The organism is Pseudescherichia vulneris NBRC 102420 (assembly GCF_000759795.1).
Lineage (GTDB): Bacteria > Pseudomonadota > Gammaproteobacteria > Enterobacterales > Enterobacteriaceae > Pseudescherichia > Pseudescherichia vulneris.
This window is the reverse complement of sequence record NZ_BBMZ01000007.1, coordinates 302,554-317,284: the sequence shown is the minus strand read 5'-3', so window position 1 is coordinate 317,284 and position 14,731 is coordinate 302,554. Positions and strand designations below refer to the sequence as shown.

The window sequence follows — 14,731 nt, the reverse complement described above, 5'->3', positions numbered from 1 at the left end:
CTCTCTTCAGCTTAAGCGCCCCGCCACTTTTTTGCTTTGCTTTCATAATCCTTTCGGCTAAAGTCGCCCCCCTTCTTCACCGGCATGGGGAACTTTCATGTTTATTGGTTTTGACTACGGCACGGCAAACTGCTCTGTTGCGGTAATGCGCGACGGCATCCCGCAGCTCTTAAAAATGGAAAACGGCAGCACGCTACTGCCGTCAATGCTCTGCGCCCCGACGCGGGAAGCGGTCAGCGAGTGGCTCTATCGCCACCATGACGTCCCCGCCACCGGGAGCGAAACCCAGGCGCTGCTGCGTCGGGCGATGAACTTCAACCGCGAAGAGGATATCGAGGTACTGCCGGGCAGCGTGCAGTTTGGGCTTCAGTCGCTGCAGCAGTACGCTCAGGATCCGGAAGAGGTCTACTTCGTTAAATCGCCAAAATCCTTCCTCGGTGCCAGCGGCCTGAAGCCGCAGCAGATCGCGCTATTTGAGGATCTGGTCTGCGCCATGATGCTGCATATTCGCCAGCAGGCCGAGAGCCAGCTGCCGGAGGCCATCGATCAAGCGGTGATTGGCCGCCCCATCAACTTCCAGGGGCTGGGCGGCGATGACGCCAACGCCCAGGCGCAGGGGATCCTCGAGCGTGCCGCAAAGCGCGCAGGCTTTAATGAGGTGGTATTTCAGTACGAGCCGGTTGCGGCCGGGCTGGATTTTGAAGCCACGTTGCTATCAGAGAAGCGCGTGCTGGTGGTGGATATCGGCGGCGGGACCACCGACTGCTCGCTGCTGCTAATGGGGCCCCAGTGGCACCAGCGCCAGGATCGCGATACCAGCCTGCTGGGCCACAGCGGCTGCCGCGTCGGCGGTAACGATCTCGATATTGCGCTGGCCTTTAAGCACCTGATGCCGCTGCTGGGCATGGGCGGCCAGACCGAAAAAGGCATCGCCCTGCCGATCCTGCCGTGGTGGAACGCGGTAGCGATTAACGATGTTCCGGCCCAGAGCGACTTCTACAGCAGTGCTAATGGCCGTCTGCTCAACGACCTGGTGCGCGACGCCCGGGAAGGGGATAAGGTGGCGCGGCTGGTGAAGGTGTGGCGTCAGCGCCTCAGCTACCGCCTGGTGCGCAGCGCGGAAGAGAGCAAGATTGCCCTCTCCGACAGCCTGCAAACCGAGGCCCGTCTGCCGTTTATCAGCGACGAGCTGGCAACGGCCATCACCCAGGAGGGGCTGGAGACCGCCCTCAACCAGCCGCTGACGCGGATCCTTGAGCAGGTGCAGCTGGCGTTGGCAAGCAGCAACGAGACGCCAGACGTTATCTACCTGACCGGGGGCAGCGCCCGCTCACCGCTGATCAAAAAGGCACTGGCCGAGGCCCTGCCCGGCATTCCGATTGCTGGCGGCGACGATTTTGGTTCGGTCACCGCAGGCCTCGCCCGCTGGGCGCAGGTGGTGTTTTAAAAATCCATAGTGCGCTCCGCACTTTGTAGGCCGGGTAAGGCGTAGCCGCCTCCCGGCAATTTCCTGCCACCATTGTGCAACGCCCGGCGGCGCTCCGCTTGCCGGGCCTACGGCTCCCACCACCGCCTCCGTGCCCGTAGGCCGGGTAAGGCGTAGCCGCCACCCGGCGATTTCATGCCACCAGTGTGCAATGCCCGGCAGCGCTCCGCTTGCCGGGCCTACGGCTCCCACAACCGCCTCCGTGCCCGTAGGCCGGGTAAGGCGTAGCCGCCACCCGGCGATTTCATGCCACCATTGTGCAATGCCCGTCCCATTCAGACGATTCCCTACGGTCTTTCATATTTCCTCCATTTTTCTGCGGCGTTGCATTACTAAACTAGTATCATTCTGTGAAATGTTTCAGGAAGAGATACGGATAACAATGAAAGGTCGTGTTAATGCCCGCTGGGCGATGGTTATCGGCGTGGCGCTTGTTGCTATTGCCGCACTTTGGTACTGGCATAGCCACAACGGTACGCAGACCGCCCCAGGGGCAAACGCTCCACACGCCGGGCGTGGCGCAGCAGGTGGCCGTCGCGGTATGCCGCTGGCCCCGGTGCAGGCCGCCACCGCCGTAGAAGGCGAAGTACCTCGCTATTTGTCCGGCCTCGGCACTATCACCGCCGCCAATACCGTCACCGTGCGCAGCCGCGTTGACGGCCAGCTGATGGCCCTGCACTTCCAGGAGGGCCAGCAGGTCAAGGCCGGAGACCTTTTAGCAGAGATCGATCCCAGCCAGTTTAAAGTGGCGCTCGCCCAGGCCCAGGGCCAGCTGGCGAAGGACAGAGCCACGCTGGCTAATGCCCAGCGCGATCTGGCCCGCTATCAGCAGCTGGTCAAAACCAACCTGGTTTCCCGCCAGGAGCTGGATGCCCAGCAGGCGCTGGTAAGCGAATCCCAGGGCACCATCAAGGCAGATGAAGCCTCGGTTGCCAGCGCCCAGCTGCAGCTGGACTGGAGCCGCATCACCGCCCCGATTGATGGTCGCGTGGGCCTGAAGCAGGTCGACATCGGCAACCAGATCTCCAGCGGCGACACCACCGGGATTGTGGTCATCACCCAGACCCACCCTATCGATCTGGTCTTTACCCTGCCGGAGAGCGATATCGCCACGGTGGTGCAGGCGCAAAAGGCCGGGCAGACCCTTAGCGTTGAAGCCTGGGACCGCACCAACAAGCAGAAGCTGAGCGACGGTACCCTGCTAAGCCTCGACAACCAGATCGACACCACTACCGGCACCATCAAGCTGAAAGCCCGCTTTGCCAACCAGGACGACGCTCTCTTTCCTAACCAGTTCGTTAACGCCAGGATGCTGGTCTCTACCGAGCAGAATGCGGTGCTGATCCCGACCGCCGCGCTGCAGATGGGTAACGACGGTCACTTCGTCTGGGTGCTGAACGAGCAGAACAAAGTGAGCAAGCACACCGTAACGCCCGGCATTCAGAACAGCCAGCAGGTGGCGATTAGCGCCGGGCTGTCGGCGGGCGACCGGGTGGTCACCGACGGCATCGATCGCTTAACCGAAGGTGCGCAGGTTGAGGTGGTAACGGCCCAGAGCGCCGATGCCGCCCCTGCCGCCCAGGCGAAAACTCACGGCACGCGCGCTGCACAGGGAGCGGGTTCCTGATGCAGGTGTTACCTCCCAGCGCCACCGGCGGCCCGTCCCGCCTGTTTATTCTGCGTCCGGTTGCCACTACTCTGTTGATGGTGGCGATCCTGCTGGCCGGGATCATCGGCTACCGTTTTCTGCCGGTCTCCGCCCTGCCCGAGGTGGACTATCCTACGATTCAGGTAGTGACCCTCTATCCTGGCGCTAGCCCGGACGTGATGACCTCCGCCGTCACCGCGCCCCTTGAGCGCCAGTTTGGCCAGATGTCTGGCCTGAAGCAGATGTCTTCCCAAAGCTCCGGTGGCGCATCGGTCGTGACGCTACAGTTTCAGCTGACGCTGGGGCTGGACGTTGCCGAGCAGGAGGTGCAGGCCGCAATTAACGCCGCCACCAACCTGCTGCCCTCCGATCTGCCTAACCCACCGGTCTACAGCAAGGTTAACCCGGCGGATCCGCCGATCATGTCGCTGGCGGTGACCTCAACCGCGATGCCGATGACCCAGGTCGAGGACATGGTCGAGACCCGGGTAGCGCAGAAGATCTCTCAGGTTGCTGGCGTCGGCCTGGTGACGCTTTCCGGCGGCCAGCGTCCGGCGGTACGGGTGAAGCTTAACGCTCAGGCCATCGCCGCCCTCGGGCTGACCAGCGAAACCGTGCGCACGGCGATTAACAACAACAACGTGAACTCGGCGAAGGGTAGCCTCGACGGCCCAACGCGGGCGGTGACTCTCTCTGCGAACGACCAGATGCAGTCCGCCGAAGACTACCGCCGCCTGATCGTCGCCTACCAAAACGGGGCACCGATCCGCCTTGGCGACGTAGCGACCATTGAGCAGGGTGCAGAGAACAGCTGGCTGGGAGCGTGGGCCAACAAGCAGCAGGCGATTGTGATGAACGTCCAGCGCCAGCCGGGCGCCAACATTCTCTCTACCGCCGACAGCATCCGTACCCTGCTGCCCCAGCTTACCGAGAGCCTGCCAAAGTCGGTCACGGTGAAGGTCCTGTCAGATCGCACCACCAACATTCGCGCCTCGGTGCACGACACCCAGTTTGAGCTGATGCTTGCCATCGGCCTGGTGGTGATGATCATCTACCTGTTCCTGCGCAACGTCCCGGCGACCATTATTCCCGCCGTAGCGGTACCGCTGTCGCTGGTGGGCACCTTTGCGGTGATGGTGTTCCTCGACTTCTCGATCAACAACCTGACGCTGATGGCCCTGACCATTGCCACCGGCTTCGTGGTCGATGACGCCATCGTGGTGATTGAGAACATCTCCCGCTATATCGAAAAAGGCGAGAAGCCGCTGGCGGCGGCGCTGAAGGGCGCGGGAGAGATTGGTTTCACCATTATCTCCCTCACCTTCTCGCTGATCGCGGTGCTGATCCCGCTGCTGTTTATGGGCGATATCGTGGGGCGTCTGTTCCGCGAGTTTGCCGTCACCCTGGCGGTGGCGATTCTGATCTCCGCCGTGGTCTCTCTGACCCTGACGCCGATGATGTGCGCCCGGATGCTCAGCCATGAATCCCTGCGCAAACAGAACCGCTTCTCCCGTGCCTCGGAGCGCTTTTTCGACCGCGTGATTGCCGCCTATGGCCGGGGGCTGACGAAGGTGCTGAACCATCCGTGGCTGACCTTGAGCGTGGCGGTAGGCGCGCTGCTGCTGTCGGTGCTGCTGTGGGTGACTATCCCGAAAGGCTTCTTCCCGATCCAGGATAACGGCATCATTCAGGGCACGTTGCAGGCCCCGCAGTCGGCGTCGTTTGCCAGCATGGCGGAGCGCCAGCGTCAGGTGAGCGATATCGTGCTGAAGGATCCGGCGGTAGAGAGCCTGACCGCCTTTGTCGGCGTTGACGGCACCAATCCGTCGCTGAACAGCGCCCGGCTGCAAATCAACCTCAAGCCGCTGGATGACCGGGACGATCGCGTCCAGACGGTGATCGCCCGGCTTCAGCAGGCGGTGGCGAAGGTGCCCGGCGTGGCGCTCTATCTCCAGCCAACCCAGGATCTGACCATCGACACCACCGTCAGCCGCACCCAGTATCAGTTTACCCTCCAGGCCACGACCCTTGAGGCGCTGAGCACCTGGGTACCGCAGCTAATGAGCGAGCTTCAGACCCTGCCGCAGCTGGCGGACGTCAGCAGCGACTGGCAGGATAAGGGGCTGGCCGCCTACGTTAACGTTGATCGGGACAGCGCCAGCCGCCTCGGCATTACGATGGCGGACGTGGATAACGCCCTCTACAACGCCTTCGGCCAGCGGCTGATCTCCACCATCTATACCCAGGCTAATCAGTACCGGGTGGTGCTGGAGCATAACACCGCCGCAACGCCGGGTCTGGCGGCACTGGACTCTATCCGCCTGACCAGCAGCGACGGCGGCGTGGTGCCGCTCAGCGCCATTGCCAAAGTGGAAGAGCGCTATACCCCGCTGGCGATCAACCACCTTGACCAGTTCCCGTCTACCACCATCTCGTTTAACGTTCCGGATGGTTACGCGCTGGGGGATGCGGTGCAGGCGATTCTGGATAGCGAGAAGAATCTCAGCCTGCCGGGGGATATCACCACCCAGTTCCAGGGCAGCTCGCTGGCGTTCCAGGACGCGCTGGGCAGCACCGTATGGCTGATCGTTGCGGCGGTGGTAGCGATGTATATCGTACTTGGCGTGCTCTACGAGAGCTTTATCCACCCGATCACCATCCTCTCTACCCTGCCTACCGCAGGGGTGGGCGCGCTGCTGGCCCTGATGCTGGCAGGCAGCGAGCTGGATGTGATCGCCATTATCGGTATCATTCTGCTGATCGGTATCGTCAAAAAGAACGCCATCATGATGATCGACTTTGCCCTCGCCGCCGAGCGGGAACAGGGCATGGCGCCCCGGGAGGCGATCTATCAGGCCTGCCTGCTGCGTTTCCGTCCGATCCTGATGACCACCCTCGCGGCGCTACTGGGTGCGCTGCCGCTGATGCTGAGCACCGGGGTGGGCGCAGAGCTGCGCCGCCCGCTGGGGATCGGCATGGTCGGTGGCCTGCTGGTGAGCCAGGTGCTGACCCTGTTTACCACGCCGGTGATCTACCTGCTGTTTGACCGCCTGGCCCTGCGGGTTCGCCACCGCTTCCCCCGTCGCGAAGAGCGTGAAGGCGAGGAGGCATAAGTGAAGTTTTTTGCCCTCTTCATTCACCGCCCGGTTGCTACAATCCTGATTTCGCTGGCGATTACTCTCTGCGGTATTCTTGGCTTCCGCCTGCTGCCGGTGGCCCCGCTGCCGCAGGTGGATTACCCGGTCATTATGGTTAGCGCCTCCCTGCCGGGGGCATCGCCGGAGACCATGGCCTCCTCGGTGGCGACGCCGCTGGAGCGCTCCCTCGGGCGCATCGCCGGGGTCAATGAGATGACCTCCTCCAGCTCGCTGGGCAGCACGCGCATCATTCTGGAGTTCAAATTCGATCGCGACATCAACGGTGCCGCGCGAGACGTACAGGCCGCGATCAACGCCGCGCAGAGCCTGCTGCCGAGCGGCATGCCGAGCCGTCCGACCTATCGGAAAGCGAACCCGTCCGATGCGCCGATCATGATCCTGACGTTAACCTCGGATACCTACTCCCAGGGGCAGCTGTATGACTTCGCCTCGACGCAGCTGGCGCAGACCATCTCGCAAATAGACGGCGTGGGCGACGTTGACGTGGGCGGCAGCTCCCTGCCCGCCGTGCGGGTGTCGCTCAACCCGCAGGCGCTGTTTAACCAGGGCGTATCACTGGACGCCGTGCGCAGCGCGATTAACAACGCCAACGTGCGCAGGCCGCAGGGGGCTATCGAGGATGGCACCCACCGTTGGCAGCTGCAAACCAACGACGAGATCAAAACCGCCGAGGCCTACCAGCCGCTGATCGTTCACTACAGCAACGGGGCGGCGGTGCGCCTCGGCGACGTTGCCAGCGTCACCGATTCGGTGCAGGACGTGCGCAACGCCGGGATGACCAACGCCAAGCCAGCGATCCTGCTGATGATCCGCAAGCTGCCGGAAGCCAATATTATCCAGACGGTGGACAGCATTCGCGCTCGACTGCCGGAACTACAGGAGACGATCCCGGCGGCCATCGACTTACAGATCGCCCAGGACCGCTCCCCCACCATCCGCGCCTCGCTGGATGAGGTCGAGCACAGCCTGATCATCTCCGTAGCGCTGGTGATCCTGGTGGTCTTTCTCTTCCTGCGCTCGGGCCGGGCGACGCTGATCCCGGCGGTAGCGGTGCCGGTGTCGCTGATCGGCACCTTTGCCGCCATGTATCTGTGCGGCTTTAGCCTCAATAATCTCTCCCTGATGGCCCTGACCATCGCCACCGGCTTTGTGGTGGACGACGCTATCGTGGTGCTGGAGAATATTGCCCGCCATCTGGAGGCCGGAATGAAGCCGCTCCAGGCGGCATTGCAGGGCACGCGGGAGGTGGGCTTTACCGTGCTCTCCATGAGCCTGTCGCTGGTAGCGGTTTTCCTGCCGCTGCTGCTGATGGACGGCCTGCCGGGCCGCCTGCTGCGGGAGTTCGCCGTCACCCTGTCGGTGGCGATCGGCATCTCGCTGGTAGTCTCCCTGACCCTAACGCCGATGATGTGCGGCTGGCTGCTGAAGAGCGGCAAACCGAAAGCGCAAAGCAAAGTGCGGGGCTTTGGCCGCCTGCTGCTCGCCCTTCAGCAGGGTTACGCTAAATCGTTGAAGTGGGTGCTGAACCATACCCGGCTAGTGGGCGTGGTGCTGCTCGGCACCATTGCGCTCAACGTCTGGCTCTATATCGCCATCCCGAAAACCTTCTTCCCGGAGCAGGACACCGGCGTGCTGATGGGCGGCATCCAGGCGGATCAGAGCATCTCCTTCCAGGCGATGCGTGGCAAGCTGGCGGACTTTATGAAGATTATTCGCGACGATCCGGCGGTGGATAACGTTACCGGCTTTACAGGCGGCTCGCGGGTCAACAGCGGGATGATGTTTATCACCCTGAAATCTCGCGACCAGCGCAGCGATACCGCCCAGCAGGTGATTGACCGCCTGCGCGTGAAGCTGGCGAAAGAGCCGGGCGCTAACCTGTTCCTGATGGCGGTACAGGATATCCGCGTCGGCGGTCGTCAGTCCAACGCCAGCTATCAGTACGCGCTGCTGTCGGACGATCTCGGCGACCTGCGCGAGTGGGAGCCGAAGATCCGCAAGGCGCTGTCAGCCCTGCCCCAGCTGGCGGACGTCAACTCCGATCAGCAGGATAACGGCGCGGAGATGAACCTGATCTACGACCGGGAGACGATGTCCCGGCTGGGCATCAGCGTGCAGGATGCCAACGGCCTGCTGAACAACGCCTTCGGCCAGCGGCAGATCTCGACCATCTACGAGGCGCTGAACCAGTACAAGGTGGTGATGGAGGTCGATCCGCGCTACACCCAGGACATCAGCGCCCTCGACAAGATGTTTGTGATCAACAGCGAGGGCAAGCCGATCCCCCTCTCCTACTTCGCGAAATGGCAGCCCGCTAACGCGCCGCTGTCGGTGAACCATCAGGGGCTCTCTGCCGCCTCGACCATCGCCTTTAACCTGCCGACCGGCGTCTCGCTCTCCGAGGCCAGCGCGGCGATTGACCGGACGATGACCCAGTTGGGGGTACCCTCCAGCGTACGCGGCAGCTTTGCCGGGACCGCGCAGGTCTTCCAGGATACCATGCGCTCCCAGCTGATCCTGATCCTCGCGGCCATCGCCACGGTCTACATCGTGCTCGGCATTCTCTATGAGAGCTACGTCCATCCGCTGACCATTCTCTCTACCCTGCCGTCGGCGGGGGTGGGGGCGCTGCTGGCGCTGGAGCTGTTCGATGCCCCATTTAGCCTCATCGCCCTGATCGGAATTATGTTATTGATAGGTATCGTCAAGAAGAACGCCATCATGATGGTCGACTTCGCCCTGGAGGCACAGCGCACCGGCAACCTGACGCCGCAGGAGGCCATCTTCCAGGCCTGCCTGCTGCGCTTCAGGCCGATCATGATGACCACCCTGGCGGCGCTGTTTGGCGCACTGCCACTGGTGTTGACCTCCGGCGACGGCTCCGAGCTGCGCCAGCCGCTGGGGATCACCATCGTCGGTGGCCTGGTGATGAGCCAGCTGCTGACGCTCTACACCACGCCGGTGGTCTATCTCTTCTTTGACCGGCTGCGGCTGCGTTTTGCCCGCAGGCGCCAGCCGCTATTGGGTGAATAATTGAGTGAGTAAAGGGTAAAGAGGCAGGTGAAATGACCGATCTTCCGAACCAGGTCCGCTGGCAGCTATGGATAGTGGCCTTCGGCTTTTTCATGCAGGCGCTGGATACCACCATCGTTAACACCGCCCTGCCCTCGATGGCGCAGAGCCTCGGCGAAAGCCCGCTGCATATGCATATGGTCGTCGTGGCCTACGTGCTGACGGTGGCGGTGATGCTCCCCGCCAGCGGCTGGCTGGCGGATAAGGTTGGCGTGCGCAACGTCTTCTTCACGGCGATTGTGCTGTTTACGCTGGGATCGCTGTTCTGCGCCCAGGCCAGTACCCTCGATGGGCTGGTGATGGCTCGCGTGTTGCAGGGCGTCGGCGGCGCAATGATGGTGCCGGTGGGCAGGCTGACGGTGATGAAGATCGTTCCCCGGTCGCAGTATATGGCGGCGATGACCTTCGTCACCCTGCCGGGGCAGATTGGCCCCCTGCTCGGCCCGGCGCTGGGGGGGATCCTGGTGGAGTACGCCTCCTGGCACTGGATCTTCCTGATTAACCTGCCGGTGGGCATCATCGGCGCGATTGCTACCCTCTGGCTGATGCCCAACTACACCCTGCAAACCCGCCGCTTCGATATGCCCGGCTTCCTGCTGCTGGCCTTCGGCATGGCGGCGCTGACCCTTGCCCTCGACGGCCAGAAGGGGTTAGGCATCTCAACGTTGACCCTCGTGGCGCTGGTGGTTGCGGGCGGGCTCGCGTTGGGCGTCTACCTGTGGCACGCCCGACGCAACGAAGCGGCGCTTTTCCCCCTCGGCCTGTTTAGTACCCGCTCCTTCTCCCTCGGCCTGGCCGGCAGCTTTGCCGGACGCATCGGCAGCGGGATGCTGCCCTTTATCACCCCGGTATTTTTACAGATCGGCCTCGGCTTCTCGCCGTTCCACGCCGGGCTGATGATGATCCCGATGGTGCTGGGCAGCATGGGCATGAAGCGGATCGTGGTGCAGATCGTTAACCGCTTCGGCTACCGCCAGGTATTGGTAGCCAGCACGCTGGGGCTGGCGCTGGTGAGCCTGCTGTTTATGGCAACGGCGCTGGCGGGCCTCTACACTCTGCTGCCGGTGGTGCTGTTCGTGCAGGGGATGATCAACTCGATGCGCTTCTCAACCATGAACACCCTGACGCTGAAGGATTTGCCGGATGCGCAGGCCAGCAGCGGCAACAGCCTGCTGTCGATGATTATGCAGCTGTCGATGAGTATCGGCGTTACCGTCGCCGGGCTGCTGCTCGGCCTGTTTGGTCAGCAGCATCTGGCAACCGACAGCACGCTGGTGCACCACGTTTTCTTTTCCACCTATCTGTGCATGGCGGTAATCATCGCCCTGCCCGCGCTGGTCTTTGCCCGCGTGCCGAACGACGCCAGTACCAACACCGTGATTGCCCGGCGCAAAAGGAGTGAACGATGAAATTCTGGCGGCCGGGGATCACCGGCAAGCTCTTTCTGGCGATCCTCGCCACCTGCATTGCGCTGCTGATCACCATGCACTGGGCGGTGCGGATCAGCTTTGAGCGCGGCTTTATTGACTACATCAAGCACGGTAACGAGCAGCGGTTGCAGATGCTTGGCGACGCGCTGGGGGAGCAGTATGCGCTGCACGGCAACTGGCGCTTTCTGCGCAATAACGACCGCTTTGTCTTCCAGATCCTCCGCTCCTTCGAGCATGATGGCGACGACGATCGGCCCGGCCCCGGCATGCCGCCCCACGGCTGGCGCACCCAGTTTTGGGTGACCGATCAGAGTGGTGACGTGCTGGTAGGCCCGCGATCGCCGATCCCAAAAGAGGGAACCCGGCGGGCGATAATAGTCAACGGGGCGGAAGTGGGCGCGGTGATCGCCTCCCCGGTGGAGCGCCTGACCCGCAACACCGACATCAACTTTGACCGTCAGCAGCGTCGCACCAGCTGGCTGATCGTCGGCCTTGCTACACTGCTGGCGGCGCTGGCGACCTTCCCGCTGGCGCGCGGTCTGCTGGCCCCGGTGAAGCGGCTGGTGGAGGGGACGCACCGACTGGCGGCCGGTGACTTTACCACCCGCGTGGCGACGTCCAGCCCGGATGAGCTAGGCAAGCTGGCCCAGGACTTTAATCAGCTTGCCAGCACCCTGGAGAAGAACCAGCAGATGCGCCGCGACTTTATGGCCGACATCTCCCACGAGCTGCGTACCCCACTGGCGGTGCTGCGCGGGGAGCTGGAGGCGATTCAGGACGGCGTGCGCCAGTTTACCCCTGAGTCGGTAGCTTCCTTGCAGGCCGAGGTGGGCACGCTGACCAAGCTGGTTGACGATCTGCATCAGCTCTCAATGTCCGACGAGGGCGCGCTGGCCTATCAGAAAGCCCCGATGGACGTGATCACCCTGCTGGAGATCGCCGCCGGGGCGTTTCGAGAGCGCTTCGCCAGCCGGGGTTTAACCCTTAGCGTCTCGCTGCCGGAGAGCGCTATCGTGTTCGGCGATCGCGACCGCCTGATGCAGCTGTTTAATAATCTGCTGGAGAACAGCCTGCGCTATACCGATGCCGGGGGGCAGCTGTTGATCAGCGCTACCGTGAAGCCCGCTACCCTGGCGATGACCTTTGCCGACAGCGGCCCCGGCGTCAGCGACGAGCAGCTCAGCCGTCTGTTTGAGCGCTTCTACCGCACCGAAGGATCGCGCAACCGCGCCAGCGGCGGCTCCGGGCTGGGGCTGCCTATCTGTGTGAACATTGTTGAAGCCCACGGCGGGACCATTGCCGCTGCCCATTCGCCTTTTGGCGGGGTAAGCATTACAGTTGAACTACCGCTGGAACGCGATTTACCGAGAGATGTATGACTGAGTTACCCATTGACGAAAATACCCCGCGCATTTTAATCGTGGAAGATGAGCCGAAGCTGGGACAGCTGCTGGTGGACTATCTGCGGGCGGCGGGCTATGCCCCGACGCTGATCAACCACGGCGATAAGGTGCTGCCCTACGTGCGCCAGACGCCGCCGGATCTGATGCTGCTGGATCTGATGCTTCCCGGCACCGACGGCCTGACCCTGTGCCGGGAGATCCGCCGCTTCTCCGATCTGCCGATTGTGATGGTCACCGCCCGAATCGAAGAGATCGACCGCCTGCTGGGGTTGGAGATCGGTGCCGATGACTACATCTGTAAACCCTATAGCCCTCGGGAAGTGGTGGCGCGGGTAAAAACCATTCTGCGCCGCTGCAAGCCCCAGCGCGATCTGAAAGAGCTGGACGCGGTCAGTCCGCTGGTGATCGACGAAGGCCGCTTCCAGGCCAGCTGGCACAGCAAGGCGCTGGATCTCACCCCCGCCGAGTTTCGCCTGCTGAAGACGCTTTCCAGCGAGCCGGGAAAGGTCTTCTCCCGCGAGCAGCTGCTGAATCATCTCTATGATGATTATCGGGTGGTCACCGACCGCACCATCGACAGCCACATCAAGAACCTGCGTCGCAAGCTGGAGGCGCTGGATGAGGAGCAGTCGTTTATCCGGGCGGTGTACGGCGTCGGCTACCGCTGGGAAGCGGATGCGGGTCGGATAGCCTGATATTTACGCCCGGCGGCGCGCCGCTGGCCGGGCCTACGGATGACGACGCTTTACCTGCCACCCCCGCAGCGCTATAATTCCCGCCCTTAAAACAGGGGATTACCCCCTGCCCGCCCACTTTGCTGCGGCGGATCTGACCTGTCATCAGAACGAGAACATCATGTTTAAACCGGAACTCCTCTCCCCGGCGGGAACGCTGAAAAATATGCGTTACGCCTTCGCCTATGGCGCGGATGCCGTCTACGCGGGTCAGCCCCGCTACTCCCTACGCGTACGCAATAACGAATTCAACCACGAGAACCTCCAACTGGGGATCAACGAAGCCCATGCGCTGGGTAAAAAGTTCTACGTGGTGGTCAATATTGCACCGCACAACGCCAAGCTAAAGACCTTTATCCGCGATTTAGCGCCGGTGGTGGCGATGGGGCCGGATGCGCTGATCATGTCCGATCCCGGTTTAATCATGCTGGTGCGCGAGCACTTCCCGGAGATGGATATTCACCTCTCGGTACAGGCGAACGCCGTCAACTGGGCGACGGTGAAGTTTTGGCAGCAGATGGGCCTGACCCGAGTGATCCTCTCCCGCGAGCTGTCGCTGGATGAGATTGCCGAGATCCGCCAGCAGGTGCCGGAGATGGAGCTTGAGATCTTCGTACACGGCGCGCTGTGCATGGCCTACTCGGGCCGCTGCCTGCTCTCGGGCTATATCAACAAGCGCGATCCGAACCAGGGCACCTGCACCAACGCCTGCCGCTGGGAGTACAACGTCCAGGAAGGGAAAGAGGACGCCGTGGGTAATATTGTCCACGTCCACGAGCCGATCCCGGTGAAAAACGTCGAGCCGACGCTGGGTATTGGCGCGCCCACCGACAAGGTGTTTATGATCGAAGAGGCCCAGCGTCCCGGCGAGTACATGACCGCGTTCGAAGATGAGCACGGCACCTACATCATGAACTCGAAGGATCTGCGCGCCATCGCCCATGTTGAGCGTCTGACGCAGATGGGCGTGCACTCGCTGAAGATCGAGGGTCGCACCAAGTCGTTCTACTACTGCGCCCGTACCGCGCAGGTTTACCGTAAGGCCATTGACGACGCCGCCGCTGGTAAACCGTTTGACACCAGCCTGATGGAGACCCTGGAGGGGCTGGCACACCGGGGCTATACCGAAGGCTTCCTGCGCCGCCATACCCATGACGATTACCAAAACTACGAGCAGGGCTACTCGATCTCCGATCGTCAGCAGTTTGTTGGCGAATTCACCGGCGAGCGCAACGGCGCGCTGGCGGCGGTGAAGGTGAAGAACAAGTTCTCCGTGGGCGACAGCATGGAGCTGATGACCCCGCACGGCAACGTTAACTTCACTCTGGAGCATATGGAGAACGGCAAAGGCGAAGCGATGCCGGTTGCGCCGGGCGACGGCTATACCGTCTGGCTGCCGGTGCCTTCGGATATGCAGCTGGAGTACGGTCTGCTAATGCGCAATTTTAACGGCCAGACGACGCGCAATCCGCACGCTGCCTAGCGTCCGAGTAGTTTAGCTGGGTTATTTTTTCAGGTGATATGAATCTTAGAATCGGATCACATACCGTTTCGCTTGATAAGGGTATTATCCCTGCGCTGAAAAACATAACCCATAAATGCTAGCTCTACCAGGAACCACCTCCTTGGCCTGTGTAATCTCCCTTACGCAGGCCTATTTTTTTATGTGATACCTCAAATCCCTCCTACTTACTCAGCTTATCCGCGTCTGACTAATAAGATAACCTTAACGGTTTTGTGGTTTTTTGTTCAAACTCCTGTATCGCTTTTACTTATAGTAGATAACGACAAGTGATTGTA

8 protein-coding genes are annotated in these 14,731 nt (G+C 62.0%); all 8 read left to right on the top strand.

Annotated features, from left to right (window positions below; translation table 11 throughout):
• Window positions 1–97: 97 nt before the first annotated feature.
• On the top strand, window positions 98–1,447 hold the full coding sequence (gene yegD, locus EV102420_RS05495) for a molecular chaperone (RefSeq protein WP_042389822.1): 1,350 nt from the start codon (window positions 98–100) through the stop codon (window positions 1,445–1,447).
• 421 nt (window positions 1,448–1,868) lie between these two features.
• Window positions 1,869–3,113, top strand: coding sequence for an MdtA/MuxA family multidrug efflux RND transporter periplasmic adaptor subunit (locus EV102420_RS05490; protein WP_042389820.1), 1,245 nt, complete (start codon window positions 1,869–1,871; stop codon window positions 3,111–3,113).
• The gene (locus tag EV102420_RS05485; protein ID WP_042389819.1) at window positions 3,113–6,247 is read left to right on the top strand and encodes an MdtB/MuxB family multidrug efflux RND transporter permease subunit; all 3,135 of its coding nucleotides are present in this window, start codon (window positions 3,113–3,115) and stop codon (window positions 6,245–6,247) included. The genes EV102420_RS05490 and EV102420_RS05485 overlap by 1 nt, the downstream gene beginning before the upstream one ends.
• On the top strand, window positions 6,248–9,325 hold the full coding sequence (gene mdtC, locus EV102420_RS05480; protein ID WP_042389818.1) for a multidrug efflux RND transporter permease subunit MdtC: 3,078 nt from the start codon (window positions 6,248–6,250) through the stop codon (window positions 9,323–9,325).
• Between the two features lie 32 nt (window positions 9,326–9,357).
• Window positions 9,358–10,773 carry an MFS transporter gene (locus tag EV102420_RS05475; protein ID WP_042389817.1) on the top strand — a complete coding sequence of 472 codons (1,416 nt, stop codon included), beginning with the start codon at window positions 9,358–9,360 and terminating at the stop codon, window positions 10,771–10,773.
• The gene (gene baeS / locus EV102420_RS05470; protein ID WP_042389812.1) at window positions 10,770–12,173 is read left to right on the top strand and encodes an envelope stress sensor histidine kinase BaeS; all 1,404 of its coding nucleotides are present in this window, start codon (window positions 10,770–10,772) and stop codon (window positions 12,171–12,173) included. The genes EV102420_RS05475 and baeS overlap by 4 nt, the downstream gene beginning before the upstream one ends.
• Complete coding sequence (baeR, locus tag EV102420_RS05465; protein WP_042389811.1) at window positions 12,170–12,892, top strand: envelope stress response regulator BaeR; 723 nt, start codon at window positions 12,170–12,172, stop codon at window positions 12,890–12,892. The genes baeS and baeR overlap by 4 nt, the downstream gene beginning before the upstream one ends.
• Before the next feature lie 160 nt (window positions 12,893–13,052).
• Window positions 13,053–14,414 (top strand): prephenate-dependent tRNA uridine(34) hydroxylase TrhP, encoded by a 1,362-nt coding sequence (trhP, locus tag EV102420_RS05460; protein WP_042389810.1) that lies wholly within the window; start codon window positions 13,053–13,055, stop codon window positions 14,412–14,414.
• The last annotated feature ends 317 nt before the right edge of the window (window positions 14,415–14,731 follow it).

What these genes read in the sequence shown, in the direction of transcription:
- EV102420_RS05490 (WP_042389820.1), top strand. Translation starts at nt 1,869, where the DNA reads ATGAAAGGTCGTGTTAATGCCCGCTGGGCGATGGTTATCGGCGTGGCG.
- EV102420_RS05475 (WP_042389817.1), top strand. Translation starts at nt 9,358, where the DNA reads ATGACCGATCTTCCGAACCAGGTCCGCTGGCAGCTATGGATAGTGGCC.
- baeS (WP_042389812.1), top strand. Translation starts at nt 10,770, where the DNA reads ATGAAATTCTGGCGGCCGGGGATCACCGGCAAGCTCTTTCTGGCGATC.
- trhP (WP_042389810.1), top strand. Translation starts at nt 13,053, where the DNA reads ATGTTTAAACCGGAACTCCTCTCCCCGGCGGGAACGCTGAAAAATATG.
- baeR (WP_042389811.1), top strand. Translation starts at nt 12,170, where the DNA reads ATGACTGAGTTACCCATTGACGAAAATACCCCGCGCATTTTAATCGTG.
- EV102420_RS05485 (WP_042389819.1), top strand. Translation starts at nt 3,113, where the DNA reads ATGCAGGTGTTACCTCCCAGCGCCACCGGCGGCCCGTCCCGCCTGTTT.
- yegD (WP_042389822.1), top strand. Translation starts at nt 98, where the DNA reads ATGTTTATTGGTTTTGACTACGGCACGGCAAACTGCTCTGTTGCGGTA.